Below are 26,002 nucleotides of genomic sequence, written 5' to 3' on the forward strand. Positions count from 1 at the left end.
AATTTATGATTGCAAAAATTGGTAATGCAAGAATTGGAGAAAGGCAAAAAACATTTATTGTTTTTGAAGCTGGGGCAACTCATAAAGGTCTTTCTTCTGCTAAAAAATTAGTTGATTTTTCTAAAGCAGCCGGAGCAGATGCTATAAAGTTTCAATTAGTCAGTAATATAAATAAAATTACAAAAAATAAAAAAATTAATTTTTCTTATAAAATTTTATTAAAAAATAACAAATTTAAAAAAATTACAGAAAAATATCATAAAATTATAAAAAGAAGATCAATGAATTTGGACGAGTGGTCTAAACTATTCAGCTATTGTAAGAAAAAAAAAATTAAGTGTTTTTGCTCAATTGAGGATTTTGAGGATATAGAATTTGTAGCTTTAAAAAATGTTGACACTATAAAGATTTCATCATCTGATTGTGTTAACTTGCCTTTAATTGAATATGCAGCAAAGACAAAAAAATGTATACAAATTGACACTGGTAACTCTACTCTAAAAGAAATTGAACAAGCAATTTCAACAATTCGTAGTTCAGGAAATAATAATATTATTGTTCATTACAATCCACCTAATTACCCTACTGAAATTAGAAATGTAAGTTTAAAAAATATTAATTATTTAAAAAAAAAATTTAATGTTGTGGTTGGTTTTTCAGATCATTCTCCGGGTGAGCTAATATCTTATATATCAATAACCAGAGGAGCAAATTTAATTGAGAAGACTATTACACTAAATAAATATGAAAAAAGTGTAGAGCATTGTATGTCTTTAGAGGCTCATGATTTAGCAAAATTTGTTCAAAATGTGAGAGATATAGAGACTATAATAAATTCAAAAATTAATTTTATAAAAAAAATTAAGTCTAATGTCAAAAAAACGAGAAAAAGTTTATTCTGCAATAAAAATATTAAAAAAGGGGAAATTTTAAAAATAACAGACTTCAGCTTTTTATCACCAGAGGCTGGCTTAACACCAAAAAAATTTTACGAAATTGTTAAAAAAAAGAAATTGGTTGTGGCAGTCAGAAATATTAAAAAAGGGAAAAGGTTATTTGCCACAGATATTAAAATTAAATAAAAAAAATATTTTATTAATTGGATATGGATCTATTGGTAAAAAATATTTTAGTTTTTTAAAAAAAACTCATAATGTATTTATTTTTGATATTAAATTTTATAAATTAAATAATAAAATTTTACTATCAAAATTAAGAATTTTTTTGGAAAAAAATTCTTATAAGATTAATTATGCTATTATTTGCACACCTCCAGACCAAAGGATTGAATATTACAAACTCTTGTTAAAATATAATATTAATTTTCTTGCAGAGAAGCCTATTTGCAATAATTTAAATGGACTATCTCAAATAAACACTTTGATTAACAAAAAAAAATTAAAAGTTGCAATAAGTTGCAACTTGTTATTTGATAATTTTTATACTTTTCTTAAAAACCAAATAATTAAAATAAAACCAGATAAATTAATTCATATTAATTTTCTATTTTCATTTGATGTTAAAAATATGAGAACTCAAAACAATAATAAAGCTTATTATCAAAATAATTCAAAAGGAGGAGGTGTTTTAAACGATGTATTATCTCATGAATTACAATTAATAACTAAAGTTTTTGGTAAAATAAAATCAATTAAATCTCTTGTTAGGCAAACAAAACAAAAAAATAATATTTATGACTCACTAAGTAGTATTATTTTAGAATTTAATTCAAAAATTACAGCATGCATAGATGTAAATTATTTAAGTAATTATCGAGAGCGTTTAATTCACTTTTATTTTAATAAACTTAAAATAATTTACTCTGAAACCAATAAACCAATAAAATCAGAAATAATTATTTCAAATAAAAAAAAATTGAAAAAAATAAAGTTAAAAAAAAATAACAGTTTAAAAGATCAATTACTTTATTATGAAAAAAAATTGTTAAGTGGGAAAAAAAAATACAACAAAATGATCACATTTGAAGAGGGTATTAATTTTCTTAAAATTATAAAAAAAATTAGAAATAATTAAGATCTAAAAAAATAATCAAATTGTAAAGTTCTACCAGTTATATATCCATTCTCATTTTCGAAAGCATCTTCAAATATTTTATTTAAATCATTTTTAGTTAGCATGGATTTACCAATTGTATGTTGTTTATATTTATTTAAAAATTTTCTATTTGCTCTCCCTTCAACACCACCTAATTTAATACAAAAAACTGGAAATTTATAAAGTTCAGCCATATACATTGTCAATTTTTCAACTCCAGCTTTAGCAACTGAATAATTTATAGGGAAATTTTTGATATTTTTATGAAGCTTTTTAGGGGGAAGTAGATCTGAATATATCGAAGAAATTAAAATAAATTTTTTGATATTAAAATTTTTATCTAATTTTTTACAAATAAAATAAGGCAATGTAATTTGATCTTTTAATTCATTATTCCAAAGGTTAAAATTATCATTTTCATAATTTTTATTATTCCTATAAAGATACAGAATTGACAATTCTTTAAAATTATTTTTTTTCAAAAATAATACTAAATTTTTTAAATTTTTTAATTCGTAGTCAAAATAAAATGAGTAAAAATTATCAGAATTTTTGTATTTTTTTTTTAACTGGTCCATTCTTTTTTTTGATGAACTGACAGATATTACATTATTTTTTTTTAATAAATTAGAATAAATAATTTTTGCAATATGGCTTGTGCCTCCAAAAATTAATATATTTTTACTCATTTGTTAAATATTCCAATGTTTTAAATGATTTTTTATTGTTTTTGTAGGTTGAACTTATAAATGAAATTAACATATTTCTCATTGAATTTAATGTATCAGAACAATGAAATTTCTTCTTATTTTTTGGTGTAATTACTTCAATTGAGGGTTTTATTTTATTTTTGTAAGTGATTATTTCAATAATTTGAGAATTAGTTTTACGGATAATAATTTTATTTTTTTCTTTCAGTATATTTACATCATTTAAATTAGGTAGTGCATTTCTTATGAAATCTAAAATATGTATTCCGTAATATTTCCAGCCTTTGCCAATTTTACATATAATTTTAAATCGATTGTTTTTATTTATAATTTTCTCAAATTCAGCTCTATCTTTTGAAAAATAGAAACTTGAAATAGAAAAAAATTTACTTTTGTCTTTTTTATATTTATTTAGATATTTTTTTGAAGTGCAAAGAGGCTTATCAATAAAAATTGGTATATTAAATTTTTTAAAATAGCTGAATATTTTATGCTTAGCTTTTTCTTCATTAATCAAAATCATAACAGCATCAATCTCTGGTGCCATTTCTTTAAAATCTTTACAAACAATATCAATTTTAGCAAACTTAGAAATTCTTTTAGATATACTTATATTTTTACACCATATGTGTGTAACTTTAGCAGGACTTAAATTTTTTTTATAGTTTCTTAAATATTTTTTTATATATTTGTAGGGACATATGTTGTAATTTTTTCTATTAGTTCCATTAATTATAGCTGATAAAGAATAAGGATGACCATTAAATTTTGAATAACCAATAACACCAATTTTCATATTATGAGAATAGCAGTAATCCCCGCAAAAAAAAACTCAATAAGATTAAAAAATAAGAATATTAAAAAATTTAATGGTAAGCCAATGCTTTATTGGACAATAAAAGCTTGTTTAAAATCAAAAATTTTTGATTATGTTTTTGTTAGTACAGATTGCAAAATTACCCAAAAAATTTCTATAAAATATGGAGCATCATGTCCATTTTTAAGAAAAAAACATAATACCAATAGAAGTTCAACAGATGATGTTGTTTATGAGAGCTTGAATGAAATAAATAAAAAACTAAAATTAAATTATGATGAAGTTTTTTTATTAATGCCTAACTGTCCACTAAGAAACTCAAAAGATATCATTAATTTCAAAAATTATTTTGTTAAAAATAATTTATCTTTTTTATGTACAATTATTAAGTTTCCAAATTTTTTAAATCCAAATTATTCATTATATGGAAAAAAAATGGATCACCTTAATTTTTTATATAGAAAATTTATAAATACAAAATACAAACCTACAAATCATTTTTTTTCCTTAACGGGAGCTATACGATCAGCAAAAGTTAGTGATTTTTTGAAACATAAAAATTTTATTAATAAAAAAACTAAATATTATGAGATTAAACTTATTAATGGAATTGATATAGACGACATTACTGATTTTGAGTTTGCGGAAAGAACTAAACTACTAACTTAATACATTTATCTAGTTTAGCTAATATATTATTTTGTTTTTTAATGCTCAAATCATAATATAGAGGAATTGAAAAACAATTTTTGAAATACTTTTCAGAATTTGTAAAATTTTTAAATTTTTTTTTTATATAATTTTTTATTAATGGGTGCTTATATAGTGGCACATAATGTAATTGTAATTTTATTTTATTCTTAAGCATTAATTTATAAAATTTTATTTTTTGATTTATACTTATATTTTTTTTAGTTTTAATTATGAATAAGTGGTAACTTGATAAATTGTCTTTTTTAATATTTTGAAAACTAAAAAAATTACTATTTTTAAGTTTTTTTTTATAATATTGTGCGATAAAATTTCTTTTTTTTACAATTCTTTTAAGATTTTTTAACTGACTTATACCCAAAGATGCCTGAATTTCTGGCAATCTAAAATTGTAACCTAATTTTTTGACCTCATAATACCAGTGATGCTTAAAATTTTTATTAGATTTACTCGAAACTCTATCAATTCCTAGGGTTCTTAATATATCTATCTCTTTATAAATATTATATTTATTAGTTGTTATAATGCCTCCCTCTAAAGTAGTAATTGTTTTTACAGGGTGGAAGCTAAAAACAGTTAAATCAGAAAATTTGCAATTCCCTATATAATGACCTTCATATTTTGAACCAAGCGCATGTGAGGCGTCTTCAATAATTTTAAATTTAAATTTTTTTTTTAATTTATAAATTTCTTTCAAGTTGCATGGGTTTCCACCTAAATGTGTCAAAATAATTAATTTAGGTAATTTTTTAGTTCTTTTTGCATTTATTAGCTTTTTTTCTAATATGCTTACGTCAACATTAAAATCTTTGTCTGAAATTTCTACTAAATCAATTTTTGATTTAAACTGCATTGCACAAGATATGCTGCTAATAAATGTAATTGAGCTACACCACACAATATCATTTTTGTTTATTTTCATCGCTGCGCAAGCAAGATGTAAAGCTGCGCTTGCATTAGAAACTGCTAAAGAATATTTTGAGCCAACAAATGCTGATATTTTTTTTTCAAATAGATTTATAAATTTACCTTGGGTTAAATATCCTGATTTCAAAATTTTAACAACATTTTGAATATCTTGTTGGAATATTTTGGGTTTCGAGTAGTTAATAAGATTGCTCATTATCTTTTTTTATTGATTATTAATAATTAATCAATATCTATTATCTCATGTTTAATAATAAAAATATATTAATCACTGGTGGCACAGGAACTTTTGGTAAAGAGTTTGTGAAAAAAATTTTAAAAGACTACAATGCAAAAAAAATTGTAGTTTATTCAAGAGATGAAGTAAAACATTATGAATTATCATTTAGATTTAAGTCTAAAAAAATGAGATTTTTCCTCGGTGATGTTAGGGACAAAGAAAGACTAAATTTAGCTTTGAGGGATATAGATTTTATTGTTCATGCAGCAGCAATGAAGCAAGTTCCTCTTTCTGAATATAATCCTATGGAATGCATTAAAACAAACATTATAGGATCACAAAATTTAATTGAGTGTGCATTAAATAATAAAGTAAAAAAAGTTTTAATGATATCTTCAGACAAAGCTTGTGGACCAGTAAATCTTTATGGTTCAACTAAGTTAGCGGGAGAAAAATTATTTATTGCTGCTAACAATTTATCTGGAGGAATTAATACAAAGTTTTCAGTAGTAAGATACGGCAATGTATCCGGATCTAAAGGCTCAGTAATACCGATTTTGGAAAAAGTAAAACAAAATAAGGAAAATTTTTACTTAACAGATAATAAAATGACGCGTTTTTGGATAACATTAGAAGAAGGCGTAGATTTAGTTGTCAAAACTTTAAAAATTATGTCTGGAGGCGAAATAATAATACCGAAATTAAAATCATATTATATTAAAGATCTTGCAGAAATTTTTTTATCTAAAAATAAAATTTTTATAACAGGTGTCAGACCAGGTGAAAAAATAGATGAATTTCTTTTTTCAAGAGATGAAACACCACATATTATTGATTGTAATAAATTTTTTTTAATTAAACCAGGAATTAAAACCATCAATTTCAAAGCACCTAAAAAATTTAAAAATTTAAAAAAAAATGATATTTTAAATGATGGTTATTCATCATCTGATAAAAATTATATTATGAGCGCTAGTGAACTTAAAGCAAAAATGAAAATGTTTAATGCACAGGAAAAAATTTAAAACTCATTTGAAACTCCACAAAAGAAAATTAACAGATCAACTAAATTTTGATCAAAATAAACCACTTTTAATTGCAGAAGTTGGAATTAATCATAATGGAAATTTTAATTTAGCAAAAAAAAGTACAATTGCAGCTTTTAATTCGGGAGCCGATATTGTTAAATTTCAAAATTTTAAAACAGAAGATTTTTTAAATAATAAAAAAATCTTATGGTTAGACAAAAACAGAAATTCAAAAAGTTTATTTGATATTTGTAAAAAAAATGAATTTCAAAAAAAATGGATGCTAGAGCTAAACAATATTGCAAAACATTATAGAAAAAAAATATTTTATACTCCAACATCAATTTCAGGCATTAAAGATATAAAAAAATTAAATATTGATTTTGTTAAAAATGGCTCTGATTTTTTAACACATATTGATTTTTTGAGTGATTTATCAAAAAATTTTACAACTATTTTTTTATCTACTGGAATGGCTACTATTGATCAAATTCATAAAGCGCTAGATGTAATTGAAAGAAACGGAAAATCATCTGTTATTCTTATGCATTGTGTCAGTCTTTATCCAACAGAAATTAAAGACGCTAACATAAATAGAATGACAACATTAAAAAAAAAATTCAAGTTAGAAATAGGTTATTCTGATCACACCAAAGGTACAGTGGCACCTTTAATCGCAGCATCGTTAGGAGCAAAAATTATAGAAAAACATTTTACATTAGATAAAAAACTTAATGGGCCAGATCATTGGTTTAGCTCAGACCCAAAAGAATTTAAAAAATTATCAGTATTACTTGATAAAATTTGTTTAGCAAAAGGTAGTGGAGATATAATGCCAAATATTAAAGAAATGGATAATAGACATCAAATCCAAGTAGCCTTGAGTTTTTCAAAAAATACAAAAAAAAATACAATATTAAATCAAAAACACTTTAAAATTATGAAAAATTTAAATATCTCTTTACAAGCGAAAGATTTATCAAAAATTTTAAAAAAAAAATTAAATAAGAATAAATTAAAAGGTGAACCAATCACACTAAATGATGTCAAATAAAAAAATATTGGTTACTGGAGGGTGCGGCTTTCTTGGATCACACATTGTTGATGAATTATTAGGAAAAAAAAATAAAGTAGTCGTAGTAGATAATCTTTCATCAGGAAGATTACAAAATTTAAATAAATCATCAATTTTTTATTCAATAGATATTGAAAATTTCAGTGCATTAGAAAAAATATTTAAAAAATATAATTTTAATTACGTTTTTCATATGGCAGCAAAAATAAACACTTCAATTAAAACTGAGAATACAAAGGATGATGTAAATAATCAAATATTAGGCAGCTTAAATATTATAAATCTATCTGTTAAATATAAAGTTGCTAAATTAATATATGGATCAAGTGTTGCTATTTATGGTCATCAAAGAAAGTTACCAGTTAAAGAGAATGCAAAAAAAGACTTATCCAATTCTTATAGTATTTGTAAAGCGACGGTAGAACATTATTTAGAATATTTTAATAAATTTTATAAACTGCAATTTAATTCAATCAGATACGCAAATATCTACGGACCAAGACAAATTGAAAAGGGAGAAGTTGGAGTAGTAGCAATATTTATTAATAATATTTTAAAAAAAAAAAATTAATTTAATAGGTAAAGGATTAAATTCCAGAGATTATATATTTGTAAAAGATGCAGCAAAATTAACATTAAATACATTAAATAATAATTACTCAGGACATATTAATTTAGGATCAGGTAAATATACAAAAACAATTGAAATTTATAAAATTTTAAAAAAAATTAATCCTGGAATTCACTTTAGGTATAAACCAAATAGAATAAATGAAATAAAAAATTTTTGTTGTGATGTTAAAAAAATGAGAAAATATTTAGGAAATACTGAAACAAATTTAGCTGACGGTATTAAAAAAACTTATATGTATGATAAATTTTAAAATAAGAAATTTTGAAAAAAAAGATTTTATAGATATATATAAATGGGAGAATGATTATTTAGCGCTTGCAAATTCATTTGGAAAAAAAAATTTTAGTTATGGTAATCATTATTTGTGGTGTTATGATAAATTAAGATCAAATAATTTTTCTATTTTTATATTATACGATAAAAATAAAAAATTTGGGTTGGTAAAAATAAAAAAATACAAAAACACTGGCATTATATCAATAAACCTAAATCCAAAATTCAGAGGAAAAAAATTAAGCACAAAATTTTTATTAAAATCTGAAAAAGAATTGCCAAAAAAAATTAAAATTTTAAGAGCCTATGTTTTTAAGAGTAATAATAAATCAGTAAAAATGTTCACAAAATGCGATTATCAAAAAATTAAATTTATTGATAATAAAATAAAATTTGAAAAAAAAATTAACAATGGATTACAATAAAATATTTTACGAAATAAAAAACAAATCTAAAATCGTAAAAAATAATTATGATTTTGTCGGATGGGGATCTAAAAAGAGTCAAATGATAAGATTTTATCAATTAGAAAAATTTTGCAATATTGAAAAAAAAACCATTTTGGATATTGGGTGTGGTAGAGGAGATTTCTTCAAATATTTAAAAAGAAAGAAAATAAAATCTTTTACTGGAATAGATATGAATAAGGATTTTGTCAACTTTTGTGAAAAAAAATATAAGAGTAAGAATGTAAAATTTTTTAACAAAAATTTTTTAGATTTAAAATTTAAGAAAAAATATGATATAGTTTTTATGTCTGGATTATTAAATTTACCATTCGATAATAATTTTGAAACTTTAGAAAAAATAATATTCAAAATGTTCAATTTATCAAAATATTGTATTTTGTTTAATTTTTTAAGCACACAATCAAATAAGATTTTTGTTAATCAAAATTACTATGATGCTACAAAAATTCTGAAATTAGTAGAAAAAATATCCAATAATTATTTGTTAAATTCCAATTATTTATCACACGATAAAACATTTATAGTTTTTAAAAAACATTTATAGTTTTTAAAAAAAAAATATGAAAAATAATGTTTTTTTTTACTTATGGCCAAATTATTCAGACAAAGTTGGATTTGGACACCTTAGAAGATTAAAAAATTTATCATCAGGTTTAAAAAAAAAAAAATTAATTATAATTTTATTTTAACAAAAAATAAAGATTCATCAAAATTAAAATTTAAGAAACTTATTTACATAAATAAATCACTTAAAAATATTAATTTAGAAAACTTTTCCAAACTTTTTTTTAGAAAAGAAAAAAGAAAATTTATTATTTTTGATAATTATCAATTAACAAATAATATTTTATCTAAATTTAAAAAAATGGGTTATAAAACAATTTGTTTTTCAGATAACCCCCAAAAAAAATTGAAAGCAGATTTAAATATTCACTTGGGAAATAAAATTAAAAATAAAAATTTTATATCTGGTTTATCTTATATTCCTTTCGATCTAGATATTAAAAAAAATCTAAAAATTAAGAGAAAAGTTAATGAAGAAATATTAATTACTTTTGGAGCCTTTGATCACTATAGCTTAAGTTTAAAAGTAATAAATATTTTAAAAACTCATAATTTTAAATTTAAAGTAGTAATAGGAAGATTTTATAAAAAAGACTTAATTAGTAAACTAAAAAAATTAAAAAAAGATGGTATTAAAATAAAATTTATAATGTATCCAAAAAATATTATTAACCATATAAAAATATCTAAAATTATAATTTGTGCAGGTGGGTTTACCATCTATGAGGCATTATTATTAAAAAAAAATGTTATTTGTTTTGGGCTATGGAATAATCAATTAAATAATCTTATTTACTTAAGAAAAAAAAAATTAATAGAATTTGTAAATATTGATAAAATTCAAAAAAAACTAAGTAATTTAGTACTTAACATTTTTAGATATCAAAATCTTGCAAAATCAACAAAATTAATTGATCATCTAGGTTCTATACGAATAGTTAATAAGATATTAAAAATTAAATAATGATACTTTCTGCTCATCAACCAACCTATTTGCCTTGGGCTGGATTGTTTCATAAAATTTGGTTATCAAATTTATTTGTTTTTTTAGATACAGTTCAATATTTACCCAAAGAATGGATGAATAGAAATTATATTAGATGTAAAAATGATCCTATTTGTTTATCTATACCTGTACTTGATAAAAATTTTCTTAAAATAAAAACAAATGAGATTAAAATTAATAATAATTATAATTGGCAAAGAAAACATCTAAAATCAATTTATTTAAATTATAAAAATGAAAAATATTTTGATTTTTATTTTAATAAATTAAAAATTATCTATGAAAAAAAATATGATTATCTAAGTATTTTCAATTATGAAATATTGATAATGTTATTAAAAGTCTTAGAAATTAAAACTGAAGTAGTAAAATCAAGCGATCATAACTTTCAATTAAAAAAGTCAGATTTAGTTTTAGAAATGTGTAAAGAATTTAAAGCTAGCACTTTTATATTTGGAGAGCAGGGAAGAAATTATGCTAAAATAGAAGAATTTAAAAAAAATAACATAAAAATTTTTTTTCAAGATTATTTAGTTCCTGAACAATTCAATCTAAAATCCAAAAAAAATTTATCTGTGATAGACTTACTTTTTAGATTTGGAGGTGATGCTAGAGAAATTATATTCTTAAATCAAAATAACTTTGATTTAAAATGAAAACTACCAGTTTTTTTTGTATTGATTTCGACGATAATTTTTGGGTTGATTTTTTTATAAAGCAAAAATTTTATAAACCTGATATTTGGATAGAAAGAAAAGAATTTACTAAAAAAAAATTTCAAAAAAATTTCAAGAATTCAAAATTTATAGATTGGCAAATGGCTATTAGAGGACAACTTAAGATTAAAAAAGAATATATATTAAATAGAAAAGAAGAAAAATATTATGAGCTTTGCTATGAAAAACTTTATTTTACTCTTAAAAGATACGAAAAATATGATGATAAAATTTCTAAAGTTAAAAAAAGGGAGTACATAAAAAAACAATTTATAAAATGGAAATCATTTATTAAAGAAAATAAACCGGATGTAGTCATGTTTAAATCTATTCCTCATCATGGATTTGATCTCATTATCTATCATATTTGTAAATTTCATAAAATTAAAACAATTATTTTTAATAAATTAAACTTCAGAGGATACGCATATTTATCTCATAACTATAATGAGAAAAATATAAGAAAAATTCTAAAAGAACAAAGATTAAAACAATCAAATTTTGAAATTCAATATAAAGAATTTAATATTAATTTTCTAAAAAAATGTAAAAAGGAATATAACCAAAATATCCCATATTATATAAATTACAGTTATATTAATCAGTTTTCACTAACAAAAATAATCATTTTAATTTTGAAATGTATAAAGAATTTTTTTTTCAAAAATTCAATTTCTTTAATAAATTTTAATAACAATCTAAAACTAGATCAAAGAAATGATTTAGATTCTTTTCAGTTAAGTATGATTTACTTAAAATCATATTTTACAATATTAGACAAATTTATATTCTATAAAACTTTATGTGAAAATGTAAATTATGACGAAAAATATATATTATTTTCCGCAAGCTACCAACCTGAAAGAACAACATCCACAGATTGTGATAAAAATTTTTATGACCAGTATAAAATTTTGAAATTTTTAGATAAAAATTTACCTAAAAATTTAACAATTTTTTATAAGGAACACCCAAGTATGTTTTCAATGAATAGAGTCGATCACGATATTAAAAATATAAATTATTATAAAAAAATACAAAATGGAATTAAGAGAGTAAAGTTTATTTCAACAGATATAGATACGTATAAATTGATTGATAATGCAGAATTTGTTGTTTCAGCTAATGGTACAATAAATATTGAATCAATGATTAGAAATAAGAGATCAATAATTTTTTCACAAAATTATTTGAAACTATTAAATGGTATTACGTTTATATCAAATAAAAAAGACTTAAGAATTTTTTTAAAAAATTACAAAAAAAATTACAAAAAAAATTATTTATCAATAATCAATGATTGTCCAATAATTCCTGAATTGAGTATAGATGATTTTTATAATGATAAAATTAAAAATTTTGATATTAATAAAAGATACAAAAAAATTGCAAATTTAATAAATAAATTTTTATAAATCATTAATAAAATAATGCACATATTATTAGTACCTTCAGAGTATCCTACAAAAGATCACAAATTAGGAGGAATTTTCACAATGGAACAACAAATGTATCTGAAGAAAAATAACTCAATTGGATTAATTTATATTTATCTATTTTCTATAAGGAAAATATTAACAAGTCTATTTTTCAAAATATTTACTTGTGAAAAAAATTATAGAAATTTTATTTTTTATTTTCCAAGAGTACCGTATTTTAAAAATATAAATTATAAAATTCATTATTTTTTTTTTTAATTTATTTTAAAAAATATATTAAAATTTATGGAAAACCTGATTTGTTGCATATTCATTTTTCAGAATTTTCTATTTGGACTGCTTATAAAATAAAACAAAAATATAAAATACCTTATATTGTAACTGAACATTCCACAGATTTTTTAGATGGAAAGTATGAAAGAAATTATCCAAAAAATTCAAAAGTATTTTTAAACATTTCTAAAGCCTTTAGAAGTAGCAAAAAAGTGATATGCGTTAGCTCGATTTTAAAAAAAAAGGTAAAAAAATATTTTAAACTAAAAAAAAATTTAGTCATTGTTATACCCAATTTATCAATTAGTATAAAGTTTAAAAAATATAAACAAAAAAATAGTATAATATTTGTTGGAAGTTTTGAGGAAAGAAAAAATCCACTATTATTATTAAAATCTTTCAAAAAAATTTATAAAAAAAATTTAAAATTAAATTTGGTAGGGAATGGGCCATTAAAATCTAAGATTGATAGTTTTGTCAAAAATAATGATTTACAAAAAAATGTTAAAATATTTACCACATTAAATAGAAAGAATGTTTTAAAATTGATAAATCAAAGTAGTATTTTGGTTCTACCTAGTAATTTTGAAACTTTCGGTGTTGTTGTGATTGAAGCTTATTCCATGGGTGTTCCAGTGGTAATGACAGATAGTTTGGGTGTTAGAGACCTATATAATTCTAATTGCTCCCTATTAATTAAAAAAAATTCACCAACCGCTCTAATCAAAGCAATTTTAAAAATATTAGGTAATAAAAAAAAATATAAACCAAATAAAATAATCAATTTTTATAAAAAAAAATTTTCTCCAGAAATAGTGACAAAAAAAATACAACTAGTATATAATTCTTAAATATGTGTGGATTTTCATTCTGTATCTCTAAAGAAGAAGTTTCTTTGCAGAAAATAAAGAAAATGAATTATAAAATTAGTCACAGAGGCCCAGATAAAGAAAACTATATTACATATAAAAAATTTAAAAATTTAAGAGATCATAGTATTAAATTCTGTGCTGGATTTAGAAGACTTAAAATTATTGATTTATCAAATAAAGCAAATCAACCAATGTTTTATAACAATAGATATCTGATAGTATTTAATGGAGAAATATACAACTATCTTGAATTAAAGAAGGAACTTTTACAAAATAATTATAAATTTAAATCAAAATCAGATACGGAAGTCATATTAGCAGCATATGATTTTTGGGGAAAAAGTTGTTTTAATTTATTCAACGGAATGTGGTCAATGATAATATATGATCTCAAAAAAAATAAATTAGTTGCTTCAAGAGACAGATATGGTGTTAAGCCATTTTATTATATAAAATTACAAAATACTATTTACTTTGCATCAGAAATTAAACAATTACTTATTTTAAATAAAAAAAATGAAGTAAATAAAAAATCACTATCTTCATATTTATTTCATGACATTAGTTATTTTGGAGATCAAACTTTTATAAAAAATATTTTTCAACTTAAGCCTGGAAATTATTTTGAAATTGATAAAAATAATTTCAGTTTGAAGCAAAAAAAATGGTATAGATTTAAAAAAAAAAATTGGCTAATAATAAAATTAAAAGTGAAATAAAAAATATTTTATCTGATTCTGTCAAATTGAGGTTAAGATCTGATGTGAATATTGGTATTTCTCTATCTGGAGGGATAGACTCAAGCGTCATTGCAAGCATAGTTGCAAATTTAGACCAAAAATACATAAAAAAAATATATACTTTTTCAAGCAGAACCTTTGATCGTAATGATGAATATGAATATGTAAAAGAATTTAGTAAAAAATATAAATTTAAAAATATTCCAATTAAATTAGAATTTAAAAATTTTAAAAAAGATTTTACTAAAATGGTCAAAAGTCATGATAATCCAATACCTAATTTATCTGTATTTTCTGAATGGGAAGTATTTAAAAAATTAAAAGAAAAAAAAATTAAAGTAAATTTGGATGGTCATGGTGCAGATGAACAACTTTGTGGTTACGAAAATTATTATTCTTTATATTTAATTGAGCTGCTAAAGAGTTTTCAAATATTAAAGTTTATTAATTTTTTTATAGATATTTTATTTTCAAATTTTAAAAATAAATTTTTCTTTTTAAAAAAATTATTTATTAACTTTTTGCCTGAAAATATTTCAAAGAAATTAAAAAATAGTTTTAATCATGGATTTAATAATAAATGGTTAAATTTAAATACTACTTACAAAGTAAACAGAAAATTTCATAACAATTTAGTATTAAATGAAAATTATAAACAATTTTTTGAAACAAGTTTACCGAAACAACTAAATTGGTCAGACATAAACTCAATGGCTCATTCTGTAGAGACAAGATCACCTTTCTTAGATTTTAATTTTGTTGAAAATATTCTTTCAACAAAAATGGAAAATAAGATTCAGGGGATTACAAGTAAATATATTTTGCGGGAAGCTTTTAAAAGCATTCTTCCTCTCAAAATTTATAAAAGAAATTTTAAAGTTGGTTTTTTAGCACCAGGAGAAGAATGGACAAAAAATAATAGAATGTATATTAAAAATATGTTTGAAAATTATTTTAACTATTTAGATAAAATATTAGATATTGAATGTAAAAATAAGGCATTAGATATAATTAGAGGGAGGTCTGCTTATAGTGATTGGATATGGAAAGTAATATTTCTAGGAGCATGGATAAAACATCATAAAATTAAATTATAATATTATTTGTTATAAATATTAGAATTAAAAATACTCTCAATTTTATTATAGTCATTGTTAATTAAAATATCGTCATATGTTTTATTTTGGTTGTAATTAATCACTATTTCATAACTATTTAATCTTTTAATAATTTGCTCATCGTTTTTATAGTCACAATTAAACATATATGGTGTTGGTTTTTTATTTTTTCTAAATGACCAACACTCTTTATTGATAAAATCAGGATATAAATATATTTTAAACATATTAAGCACAAACCCATCATCACTATCTATAAGAACATAAATTTTTTTGCTTTTATAATTTTTTTGAATAAAATTTGATAATTTCTTAATTTGTTTTTTATCATATTTTATATGTTGCATTTTACTATCGAAGTTATTGAATCTCTCCGGAATTAAAATTTCTATAGATTTTGCAGGAGCTATAAGTAAAAATATAGATAGTAAAATAAACTTAAACTTAGATAAATTAAAGTCATTAGTAAAACCATTATAGATTAAAAATATTGTATATGGCATGAAATATAAACCTATGTATCTTCCAAAACTTGCCATTGCAGATGCCTCATTAGGCCCAAAAAAAATTGTATATGAAGTCAAAATTAAAAAAATATGTAGATAGCTAATTAAATACATTGATAGAAATAAAATAATTTTTTCTTTATATTTTTTTTTATTAGAAAAAAATAAAAATAAATTCATTAAAGATAAAAAAATTAACCAAAATATTAAATTTGTTTTGAATTCATAAAAAAATTCTGTTTTGGAAAAAATTTTTTCTATGATTTGATTGGGTATTCTAAAAATAGATCCTTGGAAAATATTTATACTATTTATCTGCTCCCAGTTTATACGCGTAGTAATTAATTTTTCAAATAATTCATTTATGTTAAAGCTACTAATGGTTGTTGTATGTTTTAATTTAAAAGAAATAAATTTTTGAAAAATAATTGTTACAAATGTTGAAAAAGAAAATATATATGTATTTTTTATATTTAGATATTTTTTTTCTTTATTAAAAAAACTTATTAAAAGAATTAAAAATATATATACGATATAAAATAAAGAAAAATCCTTAAAAAAAATAATTAAAAATACTATTGGAAATAATTCAAATAATTTTAATTTTGAGTTGTCTATTTTTTTTATGAATAAAATAGAGATTATTTTAATAAATAATAATGATGTAATTACACCCGTATAAATTGAAAATAGACCATAATTAAAAATAAATGCTAAAAAATATATTAAAAGAAAATAAATAAAAAAATTTAATAATAAATAATTATCAATTTTAAAATCATTAAAAATATTTTTTAGCAATAAGATAGTTAGGGTAAATTGAGAAAATATAATTATACCCTCATCATATGTATGATACTTAAGAAAAATATAATGAAGTAAATTTGAACCAAAGGGTTTGTTTTGATTTGTTATAATATTTTCATAATAAATTGAATTATGAATTAATAATTCTTTTGTTTTTAAGCCCCAGCTAGAAAATTCGTCCCACCAAAGGAATTCCTTATTTATGCACAATAACAAAATACAATTTAATATTAGTATTGTTTTTACAAAATTAAATGAATCAATTTGAAGTATTTTTTTAAAATTAAATGATAAATAAAAAAATAAGATAAATGTTACTATTAGATGAAATTTATCTAATAAATTTAAACTTGAAAAGATAATAATCAAAACTGTTAAATATAAAACACCATATAAATATAAATCTAAAGATGTGTATTTATCTAGAAGTTTATATTTTTTTTTAATAATCTCACCGAAGATTAAAATAATAAAAAAGTATAGGTTTATTATCAAATATTTTTCCATTTTTAATCTTAAGCTGTATCTAAGTTTTGTCTTTAATAATGAAAATAGTTATTAAAATTATAAGCAAGAAAATAAATTTTTTAATAAAAAATGAAATAAAAAATGAAAATAAAATACTCATTAATAAAAGTATTATAAATATTTTATTATTTTTTATATACTCACGATTTATTCGTTTACAAAAAATAATTATATGTCCAAAAATAAAATCTAACAATATTTTTGATATAACTATATTACTTTTTTCATCTTTATAAATTGTTTCTATATTGATATCTAATATATCACATTTTATTCTTCTCATTTCTGCAATCATAGTTGTTTCAAAAAAAAAATTGTCTGCAATATTTTCTAATTTTAAGTTTTTATAAACTTCTTTGTGTATAGCAATAAAGCCATTTGTGACATCAAAGGTATTATATTGACCAGTTGTAATTTTTGTAACTGTAGAAAGTAAAAAATTACCAATTATTCTCAGTAATGGCATTTTAAAAAATTTTTTATGAAGGTGAAACCTATTTCCTTTGACATATAAGTAATTTTTTTTAAATTTACTTACAAATTTGGTTATATTATCAGTATCCATTTGGCCATCACCATCAATTTTAAAACAGATATCAATTTTATTATCTTTAAAGGCTTCAGAAATACCTTTTTTGGTAGCACCTCCAATTCCTAAATTTACTGAATTGTATAAAACTTTAACTCTTTCATCTTTTACGTTATCATTTACTAAATCACCTGATTTTTGAGGACAACAATCGTCTATTACATATATTTTACTAATCTCAGGACCTATTGATTTAATTACATCAAGAATGCTGTTAGAAACATTATAACAAGGGATTACCACTGCTAAATTGGCCATTATTTTTTATATATATCTTAATATTAATAAAAAATTGATACTATATTGAAATTTCTATAATTGAAGATTTAATTAGACAAAATGAAAAAAAAAATAGTTATAATAGAATACAACACTGGAAATGTTTCAGCTATTTCAAATATGCTTTCTAAAATTGGTGAAAAGTCTGTAATTACATCTGATCCTAAAATTATTAAAGATTCTGAAATCATAATATTACCTGGAGTAGGTAGTTTCGACAGAGCAATAAAAAAACTAGAAGAAAAAAACTTAATTGATATTTTAAAATTGAAAATATCTGAAAACACTAAAATACTTGGTATTTGTCTAGGTATGCAAATCCTTACTCTTGGAAGTGAAGAGGGTGATAAAGAAGGTTTAAAAGTTTTTGATACTTATTGTAAGTCATTTAATAACCAAAATTCAAAAGATATCTTTATGGGGTGGTCAAACACTAAAGTAAAAAAAAATGAACATAAATTTGATTTTTTAAATAAAAGCAAATTTTATTTTTTACACAAATATTATTTTCCATATCATCAAGACTATACAATTGCAATTTCTGAAAATAATTTAGAATTTTCAAGTGTTGTAAGAAAAAATAATGTTTTTGGAGTCCAATTTCATCCAGAAAAAAGTCATAATTTTGGTATTAATTTTTTCAAAAATTTCATAAACATATAATGATTTTTTTTAGAATAATTCCTATTTTATTAATTGAAAATCAAAACTGCATCAAAACAATAAAATTTAAAAAAAAGATTTATTTAGGTGATCCAATTAATATTGTAAAAATATATAGCGAACTTGGTGTTGATGAAATTTTGATAAATGATATTTCAAACAGTGATATACCAGATTTTAAATTACTAAAACAAATTTCTGAGGAATCGTTTGTACCTCTAAGTTATGGTGGTGGTGTAAAAAGCTTTAATGACATTGAAAAAATTTTATCTTATGGATATGAAAAAATTTGTTTTAATTCACTTGTTTTTAAAAAATTTGAATTTATTGAAAAAGCAATTAAGGAATTTGGTAATTCTAGTATTTCTATATCTGTAAATCTTAAGAAAAATTTTATTAAAAAATTAAGATTATTTAATAATAAAAAAAAAAGTTTTTATAATGATACAATTGAAAATCATCTAGAAAAAATTAATATGCTAAATCCTAGTGAAACACTTTTAACCTTTGTGGATTTAGAAGGAACAAGAAGTGGGTATGATAAAGAATTAATAAGTAAGTACTCTAAAATTATTAAAACTAATCTAATTATAAATGGTGGAGCAAAAAAAATTGATGACTTTATATTTCTTAAAAACTTGGATATAAGTGGAGGAGTAGCTTCTAGCCTATTTTCATTTAAAGGTAACAATGAAAGTGTACTTGTAAATTACTTATCTAACGAAGAAATAGAAAAAATTAATAGTTAATTTAATGATTTGCAAAACATGCGTTCTTGATTCATCTATAGAAAGTCTAAAATTTACAAATGAACAGTGTAATTATTGTTTAAAATACATACCTTTATTAAAAAAAAAACATATTGAAAATAGTTCAAATAATCAAATTATTGAAATTTTTAACAAAATATCAAAAATAAAAAATAAATATAATTGCCTTATTGGTGTGAGTGGAGGAGTTGACAGTTCGTATATAGTCTATTTGGCAAAAAAATATAACTTAAGACCACTATTATTACATTTTGATAATGGGTGGAACTCAGAATTAGCTGTTTCAAATATAAAAAAAATTACTAATAGTTGTGGTTTTGATCTTCAAACATATATTGTAAATTGGAGTGAGTTTCGAAATATACAAAGATCATTTATTAAATCAGGAGTTATAGATATTGAGCTTGCAACAGATCATGCAATCTTTGCTAATCTTATCAATACAGCAAAAAAAAACAATATAAAATATATTTTAAGTGGTACTAATATTTTTACAGAACACGCAATGCCTAAAGAGTGGATGTGGAGAAAAAGTGATATAAGAAATATAAAATCTATTCATAAAAAGTATGGATCAATAAAAATTAAATCATATCCAACAATGGGTTTTTTTGATTGGTACATTGCAAAATATTTAAATTTTGGTCCTAAATTAGTAGAACCCCTAAATATGATTAATTATAAAAAAAAAAATGCTATAGAAATTCTTAAATCAAACTATGGTTGGTCAGAATATGAAGATAAACATTTTGAATCTTTATTTACAAAATTTTATCAAGCTTATATTTTGAAAAAAAAATTTAATGTTGATAAAAGAAAATCTCACCTATCTTGCCTAATACGAAATAATGAAATTACTAGAGATAATGCATTGAAAATATTATCAAATAATGACTATCCAGGTGATCTTGAAAGAGAAAAAGATTATTTTTGTAAAAAATTAGATTTTTCTAAAGAAGAATTTGATAAAATTTTAAGTGAAAAACCAAAAAGTCATTTAGATTTTGATAACTCAGAAAAACTTTTTAAATTTTCTAAAAAAATATATAAATTTTTTTATAAATTTTAATGAAAAAAAAAATACTAATAATTCAACATCATAGTAAATTTGGTGGTGCATCAAAAAGTATATCTGAATTCATTTTGAAATTACAAAATAAATTCGATTTTGATATAATTTGTCCAAATGGATCTACGTATGAATTTTTTAAGAGCAAAAAACTAAATGTTCATAAACTTTTAGGTATTCCATCCTATGATATTACAGAAATTGGAAGTTATTCAGGATTTAGAAAAATTTTATTGCTAAGAGAATTTTTTTATTTTTTTAGTTTTTTATTTAAAATTTTTAAAATAAAAAAAAAGTACGATATAATACATTTAAATGATACCAATCTCATCGTAATTGCTCCATTACTAAAATATTTCTTTAAATCAAAAATAATCTGTCATGTGAGGACACGTGTTAATAAAAAAAAACTATCTAAAGTAATTTTATTTATATCAAAAAAATACATAGATAGATTTATTTGTATAGACAAAAGTACTTATTCTACATCACCTTATAAAAAAAAAAGTATCATAATTTATAATATTTTTAATTCTCAAAATTTAAAAAAAATAATCTCAAAAAACAAAAAACATTTATTTTATGTTGGTTTTTTAGGATCACTTGATTTCCATAAAGGACTTGATTTTTATTTTGAATGCATTTCTGAAATAAATAAATCAAAAAATAATTTTATTTTTTTAATTGGTGGATCTTTATCTGTAACAAATAAATTTCTATCAATTATATTAGACTTATTTAATATTAAAAAAAATTTTACAAAAGTTTTTATTAATTTTAAAAGAAAAAAATATCATAATGTAAAGTTTTTAAATAATGTTACAAACTTAGATAAATTTTATAATAATATTGATGTAATATGCTTTCCTTCAAGAATGAATGCATTAGGTAGGCCAATAATAGAAGCAGCATCACATGCAGTTCCATCTGTTGTATGCTTAAAAGAGTATTTTAAAGATACAATTATTAATAACAAAACAGGTTATGTTTTAAAATTTGGAGATAAAAAAAATTTTATTAAAAAATTAGAATATTTAAATAAAGATACAAAAAAATTGAATGAACTAGGTTTAAATGCTAAAAAAAATTATCATTCAAAACATAATGTGATAAATAATACTCAAAGATTGCTTAAAATATATAAATCTATCTAATGAAAAAATTTAAATTAGCTATTATTGGTTGTGGAAGAATTTTTAACAAACATTTTATAGCCATACAAAAACTAAAAAATAAATTTGAAATTGAATCTGTATGTGACTTAAATCCTTTAAAGATCAAAAAAAATATTTTAAATACTAAAACCAATATATATAGTTCCATTAATGACTTATGTGAGAAATCACAAGCAGACTTGATTGTAATCTTAACACCTAGTGGTTTACATTTTGACCATATAATTCAAACTTCAAAATTTTTTAAAAATGTAATTGTAGAAAAACCTATGGTTATGAATACTCAACAAGCTGAAAAAATTAAGATACACTGTAAAAAAAAAAAATAAATTTATTTATAGTTAAGCAAAATAGATTTAATCCAGCTATTCAAAAACTTAAACAAGCAATTGATCAAAAACGTTTTGGTAAAATATTTTTAGCAACAATAAGAGTTAGATGGTCAAGAAATGATAGCTATTTCTTGCAAGATAGTTGGAGAGGAACTTGGAAATTTGATGGTGGTGTGTTAGCTAACCAAGCAAGCCACCATGTAGATTTATTGCAATGGCTTATGGGTAATGTAAAAAGTGTTTTTGCTAAAACACTAAAAATTACAAAAAAAACAAATGCAGCTGATACTTGTTTAGCTATACTAAAATTCAAAAGTGGTGCACTTGGATCTATTGAAGCTACCACCGCTACAAGACCCAAGGACCTTGAAGGGTCGATTTCCATATTGGGAGAAAATGGTACAGCTGTTATAAGTGGTTTTGCAGTGTCTAAAATAGAGACTTGGGAGTTTAAAAAAAGAAAAAAGGCGGATACAGATATTTTTAAATATTCATCAAATTATAAAGACGTTTATGGGTTTGGTCACATTGAATTTTATAAAGAGGTATACAACTTCTTACATAATAAAAAAAATTCTGCAACAACACTTGAGGAAGGGTCAAAAAGTGTAAAAATTATTGATAAAATTTATTCTTCTGCTGAAATTTCTAAAGAAGTATTTTTCAATGATAATAATTATTCAAAAAAACTTGGAAAATAGATTACTTTTATAAGATGATAATTTTAGGTTTAAACATTTTTCATGGTGATGCTGCAGCATGTATAATTAAAGATGGGGAAATATTAATTGCCATAGAAGAGGAAAGAATAAACAGAGTAAAGCATTCTTCAGGCTTTCCTATTGAATCAATAAAATATTGCTTAAGTTACTGTAATTTAAAGATATCTGACATTAAGTTTGTAACTATTAACCGAAATCCTAAAGCTAACATAATAAAAAAATTATGTTTTATCTTAAAAAATAAACCTAATTTAAGATATTTAGTGAATAGATTTAATAGTTTAAAAAATATTACATCTGTAAAAAAAATATTTAATCATCACTTCAAAAAAGAAAAAATAAATTTTAAAATTATCAATATTGATCATCATTTGTCTCATATCTCGAGTGCATTTCATCTGTCAGGATTTGAAACATCATCTGTTTTATCTGTTGATGGGTTTGGAGATTTTGTAAGTACAATGTACGGTGAGGCAGATAGAAATGGTATTAAGATAAAAGATAGTGTTTTTTTCCCTCATTCTTTAGGAATATTCTACACAGCTATTACACAGCACCTTGGCTTCCCAAATTATGGTGATGAATACAAATTAATGGGTCTATCGTCTTATGGTGAAGATACACAAAAAAATAAAATATATAAACTATTCACTAAAGTTACTCATAATTTTAAATTAAATTTAAAATATTTTAATCATACTAATAATAAATTTAATTTAGATTTTTATGGACAAAAACCAATAATTGGTAATTTATTTAATAAAGAGGTAAATGAAATTTTAGGTCAACCTAGAAATTCAACTGAAAACATTAGTCAATATCACAAAGATATAGCCAAATCAACTCAGAGCGTTTATGAGGAAATTTTTTTTAAAATATTAAATAATCTTTATAAAAAAACAAATAACAAAAACTTATCTTTATCTGGTGGTTGTGCTCAAAATTCAGTAGCTAATGGTAAAATTCTTTCTAACACTAAATTTGATAAAATTTATATAAGCTCTTCAAGTGGAGATTCAGGCGGTGCAATAGGAGCAGCAACCTATTTTTTATCCAAAAAAAATATTTTTTTAAAAAAAGAGGAAGGTGCATTTTATGGTCCAGAATTTAACGAGCAACAAATTCAGATGAGTATAGAAAAAAATCAAACAAAGTTGAAAGAAGTAAAAAAAATTATTTTTGATACAGAGGATGAACTAGTAAGTTTTATTTCAAAAGAAATATTAGAAAAAAAAATTGTAGGATGGTTTCAGGGAAAAATGGAATGGGGACCAAGAGCACTTGGGAATAGATCAATTTTAGCAAACCCAGCTGTTGCAAATATTAAAGAAATTATCAATATTAAAATTAAACGAAGAGAAAGTTTCAGACCATTTGCACCATCTATTCTTGAGGAATATGCAAATCAATGGTTTAATAGTAATCATGAGTCGCCATTTATGTCATTTGTGACTCAGGTAAATAATGATAAACGTCACATTATTCCCTCTGTCGTTCATACTGATGGAACAGGTAGACTACAAACAGTAAATAAAAAAACTAATCCAAGGTTTTATAAATTAATTAAAAGTTTTTATAATTTAAGTGATATTCCATTATTGTTGAACACATCATTTAATGAAAATGAGCCAATTGTAATGACACCAGATCATGCAATTTCATGTTTTATAAGAACCAATATGGATATATTGGTTATGGATAAATTTGTCTTGATAAGAAATATTAAATAATTAACTTAAATTTTACACCAAAATAAATATGACTAAATTTTTACTTAATTCGATTAGATTTGATAAAATAAATTCATATATATTTATACTATTGGCATTATCCACATTTAGATTCTTCACCATAAAATTCAATTTTATTTATTTTAATGAAGTCAAAGCGCTGGCGATTTTTGGTGAGAGTTGTTTTTTATTATTAATCTTAATATCGTTAATCTACCTGTTAAAATTGACTAAAAAAAATATTATTTATTTAACAATTATTTCGTTAATATGGTCATTATTTTCTATCACGTTTAATTATGACATCATAAATTATATTTATATTAAAAAAAGTTTTCAAATAATCTATTGTTTTTTTATATTTATTGTTTTTGCTAATTTGAAAGACAAGTTAAATTATAAACTTATCGAAAGTTTAATTATATTTCTAATATGGGTAAGTACAGCGATACAAATATCGATCTCAATTTTTGTTTATGAATCTCGTAATATTATATTTAATTCAAAAACAATTAATGAAATACAATATTATCATAATGAAATTACAAATGCTAATATAGATTGGATTATTTTTATTAGCTTTCTCTCTGCAATAATTGTTACATTATTTATGTATTTTAAGTATATAAAAAACAATTATATAATAAACTTTCTAATTATTTTATTTTTAATAATAATTTTTATTAATAAGTTTTTAATTGATGTACCATATGATATTTTTGACGTAGGGTCGTTTACTAGACGAAGTAGTTTTTCGTGGATATTTTTATCGTTTTTTTATTTAATTCTTTTATTTAGAGATAATGATTTAAATACAAAATATAAATCTTCTTTACTTTTTTTAATAATTTTATTTTCTTATGTTTATTGTACTATTTATATCTTTTTGGTTGAAATTTTAATTGTAATATTATTTTTAATTAAAAAAAAATCTCAAATTTTTTTTAATATTAGTTGTTCTCTAATTTTATTAAGCATTTTCCTTTATCTATTAACGATTACATTTTATTTGGACACATATGTATATATTTTAAATAAAGCATTTAATTATATATTTAATATAAATAATCTAGGTATAATTAATATTAAAGATCAAAATTTTTCTTATACTTATGAAATTTCACAAATTAATTATACTATCAATAAACTCGGTACAGAATTATATCTTGGGCTCATTTATAGAG

27 protein-coding genes are annotated in these 26,002 nt (G+C 21.6%); 22 read left to right on the plus strand and 5 right to left on the minus strand.

Features of this window, described 5'->3' with window-relative positions:
• Window positions 1-5 precede the first annotated feature (5 nt).
• Together AC5SL9_RS00670 and AC5SL9_RS00675 are read left to right on the plus strand one after the other, a co-directional pair.
• Entirely contained in the window at window positions 6-1,082 is a 1,077-nt protein-coding gene (locus AC5SL9_RS00670) for an N-acetylneuraminate synthase family protein (protein WP_494574112.1), read from the plus strand.
• Window positions 1,057-2,034 (plus strand): Gfo/Idh/MocA family protein, encoded by a 978-nt coding sequence (locus tag AC5SL9_RS00675; protein ID WP_494574113.1) that lies wholly within the window; start codon window positions 1,057-1,059, stop codon window positions 2,032-2,034. Before AC5SL9_RS00670 ends, AC5SL9_RS00675 begins: the two co-directional genes overlap by 26 nt.
• On the opposite strand, the gene AC5SL9_RS00680 is transcribed toward AC5SL9_RS00675, so the two are convergent.
• Both AC5SL9_RS00680 and AC5SL9_RS00685 read right to left on the minus strand, forming a co-directional pair.
• Window positions 2,031-2,744, minus strand: coding sequence for an NAD-dependent epimerase/dehydratase family protein (locus AC5SL9_RS00680; protein WP_494574114.1), 714 nt, complete (start codon window positions 2,742-2,744; stop codon window positions 2,031-2,033). The two genes, AC5SL9_RS00675 and AC5SL9_RS00680, sit on opposite strands and share 4 nt — an antisense overlap.
• Entirely contained in the window at window positions 2,737-3,561 is an 825-nt protein-coding gene (locus tag AC5SL9_RS00685) for a Gfo/Idh/MocA family oxidoreductase (protein WP_494574115.1), read from the minus strand. Before AC5SL9_RS00685 ends, AC5SL9_RS00680 begins: the two co-directional genes overlap by 8 nt.
• A gap of 3 nt (window positions 3,562-3,564) precedes the next feature.
• On the opposite strand from AC5SL9_RS00685, the gene AC5SL9_RS00690 reads away from it, so the two are divergent.
• Window positions 3,565-4,251 carry an acylneuraminate cytidylyltransferase family protein gene (locus tag AC5SL9_RS00690; protein WP_494574116.1) on the plus strand — a complete coding sequence of 229 codons (687 nt, stop codon included), beginning with the start codon at window positions 3,565-3,567 and terminating at the stop codon, window positions 4,249-4,251.
• On the opposite strand, the gene AC5SL9_RS00695 is transcribed toward AC5SL9_RS00690, so the two are convergent.
• Window positions 4,235-5,416, minus strand: a complete 1,182-nt coding sequence (locus AC5SL9_RS00695) for an aminotransferase class I/II-fold pyridoxal phosphate-dependent enzyme (RefSeq protein ID WP_494574117.1) — start codon at window positions 5,414-5,416, stop codon at window positions 4,235-4,237. The two genes, AC5SL9_RS00690 and AC5SL9_RS00695, sit on opposite strands and share 17 nt — an antisense overlap.
• A gap of 47 nt (window positions 5,417-5,463) precedes the next feature.
• Between AC5SL9_RS00695 and pseB the strand changes: the two genes are divergently transcribed.
• The 12 genes from pseB (at window position 5,464) to AC5SL9_RS00755 (ending at window position 15,627) form a co-directional block, all read left to right on the plus strand.
• Complete coding sequence (pseB, locus tag AC5SL9_RS00700) at window positions 5,464-6,465, plus strand: UDP-N-acetylglucosamine 4,6-dehydratase (inverting) (protein ID WP_494574118.1); 1,002 nt, start codon at window positions 5,464-5,466, stop codon at window positions 6,463-6,465.
• Window positions 6,446-7,522, plus strand: a complete 1,077-nt coding sequence (locus tag AC5SL9_RS00705) for an N-acetylneuraminate synthase family protein (RefSeq protein WP_494574119.1) — start codon at window positions 6,446-6,448, stop codon at window positions 7,520-7,522. The genes pseB and AC5SL9_RS00705 overlap by 20 nt, the downstream gene beginning before the upstream one ends.
• Window positions 7,512-8,114, plus strand: coding sequence for an NAD-dependent epimerase/dehydratase family protein (locus AC5SL9_RS00710; protein WP_494574120.1), 603 nt, complete (start codon window positions 7,512-7,514; stop codon window positions 8,112-8,114). Before AC5SL9_RS00705 ends, AC5SL9_RS00710 begins: the two co-directional genes overlap by 11 nt.
• A gap of 299 nt (window positions 8,115-8,413) precedes the next feature.
• Window positions 8,414-8,875, plus strand: coding sequence for a GNAT family N-acetyltransferase (locus AC5SL9_RS00715; protein ID WP_494574121.1), 462 nt, complete (start codon window positions 8,414-8,416; stop codon window positions 8,873-8,875).
• Window positions 8,862-9,464, plus strand: coding sequence for a class I SAM-dependent methyltransferase (locus AC5SL9_RS00720; RefSeq protein WP_494574122.1), 603 nt, complete (start codon window positions 8,862-8,864; stop codon window positions 9,462-9,464). Before AC5SL9_RS00715 ends, AC5SL9_RS00720 begins: the two co-directional genes overlap by 14 nt.
• 16 nt (window positions 9,465-9,480) lie before the next feature.
• Complete coding sequence (locus tag AC5SL9_RS00725) at window positions 9,481-9,609, plus strand: hypothetical protein (protein WP_494574123.1); 129 nt, start codon at window positions 9,481-9,483, stop codon at window positions 9,607-9,609.
• A 176-nt stretch (window positions 9,610-9,785) separates the two neighbouring features.
• On the plus strand, window positions 9,786-10,448 hold the full coding sequence (locus tag AC5SL9_RS00730) for a glycosyltransferase (RefSeq protein WP_494574124.1): 663 nt from the start codon (window positions 9,786-9,788) through the stop codon (window positions 10,446-10,448).
• Window positions 10,448-11,146, plus strand: a complete 699-nt coding sequence (locus AC5SL9_RS00735; RefSeq protein ID WP_494574125.1) for a WbqC family protein — start codon at window positions 10,448-10,450, stop codon at window positions 11,144-11,146. The genes AC5SL9_RS00730 and AC5SL9_RS00735 overlap by 1 nt, the downstream gene beginning before the upstream one ends.
• Complete coding sequence (locus AC5SL9_RS00740; protein WP_494574126.1) at window positions 11,143-12,621, plus strand: capsular polysaccharide export protein, LipB/KpsS family; 1,479 nt, start codon at window positions 11,143-11,145, stop codon at window positions 12,619-12,621. Before AC5SL9_RS00735 ends, AC5SL9_RS00740 begins: the two co-directional genes overlap by 4 nt.
• A gap of 281 nt (window positions 12,622-12,902) precedes the next feature.
• Complete coding sequence (locus AC5SL9_RS00745; RefSeq protein WP_494574380.1) at window positions 12,903-13,769, plus strand: glycosyltransferase family 4 protein; 867 nt, start codon at window positions 12,903-12,905, stop codon at window positions 13,767-13,769.
• A gap of 2 nt (window positions 13,770-13,771) precedes the next feature.
• Window positions 13,772-14,509: an asparagine synthetase B family protein gene (locus AC5SL9_RS00750; protein ID WP_494574127.1), complete on the plus strand. Its 738-nt coding sequence runs from the start codon at window positions 13,772-13,774 to the stop codon at window positions 14,507-14,509.
• Window positions 14,479-15,627: an asparagine synthase-related protein gene (locus AC5SL9_RS00755; protein WP_494574128.1), complete on the plus strand. Its 1,149-nt coding sequence runs from the start codon at window positions 14,479-14,481 to the stop codon at window positions 15,625-15,627. The genes AC5SL9_RS00750 and AC5SL9_RS00755 overlap by 31 nt, the downstream gene beginning before the upstream one ends.
• Before the next feature lie 2 nt (window positions 15,628-15,629).
• Here AC5SL9_RS00755 and AC5SL9_RS00760 read toward each other — a convergent pair whose 3' ends face one another.
• Both AC5SL9_RS00760 and AC5SL9_RS00765 read right to left on the minus strand, forming a co-directional pair.
• Window positions 15,630-17,468: a hypothetical protein gene (locus AC5SL9_RS00760; RefSeq protein WP_494574129.1), complete on the minus strand. Its 1,839-nt coding sequence runs from the start codon at window positions 17,466-17,468 to the stop codon at window positions 15,630-15,632.
• Between the two features lie 19 nt (window positions 17,469-17,487).
• Entirely contained in the window at window positions 17,488-18,336 is an 849-nt protein-coding gene (locus AC5SL9_RS00765; RefSeq protein WP_494574130.1) for a glycosyltransferase family 2 protein, read from the minus strand.
• 81 nt (window positions 18,337-18,417) lie between these two features.
• Between AC5SL9_RS00765 and hisH the strand changes: the two genes are divergently transcribed.
• The 7 genes from hisH to AC5SL9_RS00800 all read left to right on the plus strand — a co-directional run bounded on the left by hisH (window position 18,418) and on the right by AC5SL9_RS00800 (window position 24,818).
• Window positions 18,418-19,020 carry an imidazole glycerol phosphate synthase subunit HisH gene (gene hisH / locus AC5SL9_RS00770; protein WP_494574131.1) on the plus strand — a complete coding sequence of 201 codons (603 nt, stop codon included), beginning with the start codon at window positions 18,418-18,420 and terminating at the stop codon, window positions 19,018-19,020.
• On the plus strand, window positions 19,020-19,769 hold the full coding sequence (locus AC5SL9_RS00775) for a HisA/HisF-related TIM barrel protein (RefSeq protein ID WP_494574132.1): 750 nt from the start codon (window positions 19,020-19,022) through the stop codon (window positions 19,767-19,769). The genes hisH and AC5SL9_RS00775 overlap by 1 nt, the downstream gene beginning before the upstream one ends.
• 4 nt (window positions 19,770-19,773) lie before the next feature.
• Window positions 19,774-20,859 carry an N-acetyl sugar amidotransferase gene (locus AC5SL9_RS00780; RefSeq protein WP_494574133.1) on the plus strand — a complete coding sequence of 362 codons (1,086 nt, stop codon included), beginning with the start codon at window positions 19,774-19,776 and terminating at the stop codon, window positions 20,857-20,859.
• A complete protein-coding gene (locus AC5SL9_RS00785; RefSeq protein ID WP_494574134.1) occupies window positions 20,859-22,013 on the plus strand; it encodes a glycosyltransferase family 4 protein in 1,155 nt (384 codons plus the stop codon). The genes AC5SL9_RS00780 and AC5SL9_RS00785 overlap by 1 nt, the downstream gene beginning before the upstream one ends.
• Window positions 22,013-22,363, plus strand: a complete 351-nt coding sequence (locus AC5SL9_RS00790; protein WP_494574135.1) for a Gfo/Idh/MocA family protein — start codon at window positions 22,013-22,015, stop codon at window positions 22,361-22,363. The genes AC5SL9_RS00785 and AC5SL9_RS00790 overlap by 1 nt, the downstream gene beginning before the upstream one ends.
• Window positions 22,364-22,461: 98 nt before the next feature.
• The gene (locus tag AC5SL9_RS00795; RefSeq protein ID WP_494574381.1) at window positions 22,462-23,067 is read left to right on the plus strand and encodes a Gfo/Idh/MocA family oxidoreductase; all 606 of its coding nucleotides are present in this window, start codon (window positions 22,462-22,464) and stop codon (window positions 23,065-23,067) included.
• Window positions 23,068-23,081: 14 nt separating this feature from the next.
• Window positions 23,082-24,818 carry a carbamoyltransferase family protein gene (locus tag AC5SL9_RS00800; protein WP_494574136.1) on the plus strand — a complete coding sequence of 579 codons (1,737 nt, stop codon included), beginning with the start codon at window positions 23,082-23,084 and terminating at the stop codon, window positions 24,816-24,818.
• Window positions 24,819-26,002: the final 1,184 nt, after the last annotated feature.

The sequence above is a fragment of the Candidatus Pelagibacter sp. PS_37 genome, assembly GCF_059417825.1.

Coding starts and splice junctions, on each gene's coding strand:
- AC5SL9_RS00670 (WP_494574112.1), top strand. CDS start 6: ATGATTGCAAAAATTGGTAATGCAAGAATTGGAGAAAGGCAAAAAACA.
- AC5SL9_RS00680 (WP_494574114.1), bottom strand. CDS start 2,744: ATGAGTAAAAATATATTAATTTTTGGAGGCACAAGCCATATTGCAAAA.
- AC5SL9_RS00685 (WP_494574115.1), bottom strand. CDS start 3,561: ATGAAAATTGGTGTTATTGGTTATTCAAAATTTAATGGTCATCCTTAT.
- AC5SL9_RS00690 (WP_494574116.1), top strand. CDS start 3,565: ATGAGAATAGCAGTAATCCCCGCAAAAAAAAACTCAATAAGATTAAAA.
- AC5SL9_RS00695 (WP_494574117.1), bottom strand. CDS start 5,416: ATGAGCAATCTTATTAACTACTCGAAACCCAAAATATTCCAACAAGAT.
- pseB (WP_494574118.1), top strand. CDS start 5,464: ATGTTTAATAATAAAAATATATTAATCACTGGTGGCACAGGAACTTTT.
- AC5SL9_RS00705 (WP_494574119.1), top strand. CDS start 6,446: ATGCACAGGAAAAAATTTAAAACTCATTTGAAACTCCACAAAAGAAAA.
- AC5SL9_RS00710 (WP_494574120.1), top strand. CDS start 7,512: ATGTCAAATAAAAAAATATTGGTTACTGGAGGGTGCGGCTTTCTTGGA.
- AC5SL9_RS00715 (WP_494574121.1), top strand. CDS start 8,414: ATGATAAATTTTAAAATAAGAAATTTTGAAAAAAAAGATTTTATAGAT.
- AC5SL9_RS00720 (WP_494574122.1), top strand. CDS start 8,862: ATGGATTACAATAAAATATTTTACGAAATAAAAAACAAATCTAAAATC.
- AC5SL9_RS00725 (WP_494574123.1), top strand. CDS start 9,481: ATGAAAAATAATGTTTTTTTTTACTTATGGCCAAATTATTCAGACAAA.
- AC5SL9_RS00730 (WP_494574124.1), top strand. CDS start 9,786: ATGGGTTATAAAACAATTTGTTTTTCAGATAACCCCCAAAAAAAATTG.
- AC5SL9_RS00735 (WP_494574125.1), top strand. CDS start 10,448: ATGATACTTTCTGCTCATCAACCAACCTATTTGCCTTGGGCTGGATTG.
- AC5SL9_RS00740 (WP_494574126.1), top strand. CDS start 11,143: ATGAAAACTACCAGTTTTTTTTGTATTGATTTCGACGATAATTTTTGG.
- AC5SL9_RS00750 (WP_494574127.1), top strand. CDS start 13,772: ATGTGTGGATTTTCATTCTGTATCTCTAAAGAAGAAGTTTCTTTGCAG.
- AC5SL9_RS00760 (WP_494574129.1), bottom strand. CDS start 17,468: ATGGAAAAATATTTGATAATAAACCTATACTTTTTTATTATTTTAATC.
- AC5SL9_RS00765 (WP_494574130.1), bottom strand. CDS start 18,336: ATGGCCAATTTAGCAGTGGTAATCCCTTGTTATAATGTTTCTAACAGC.
- hisH (WP_494574131.1), top strand. CDS start 18,418: ATGAAAAAAAAAATAGTTATAATAGAATACAACACTGGAAATGTTTCA.
- AC5SL9_RS00775 (WP_494574132.1), top strand. CDS start 19,020: ATGATTTTTTTTAGAATAATTCCTATTTTATTAATTGAAAATCAAAAC.
- AC5SL9_RS00780 (WP_494574133.1), top strand. CDS start 19,774: ATGATTTGCAAAACATGCGTTCTTGATTCATCTATAGAAAGTCTAAAA.
- AC5SL9_RS00785 (WP_494574134.1), top strand. CDS start 20,859: ATGAAAAAAAAAATACTAATAATTCAACATCATAGTAAATTTGGTGGT.
- AC5SL9_RS00790 (WP_494574135.1), top strand. CDS start 22,013: ATGAAAAAATTTAAATTAGCTATTATTGGTTGTGGAAGAATTTTTAAC.
- AC5SL9_RS00800 (WP_494574136.1), top strand. CDS start 23,082: ATGATAATTTTAGGTTTAAACATTTTTCATGGTGATGCTGCAGCATGT.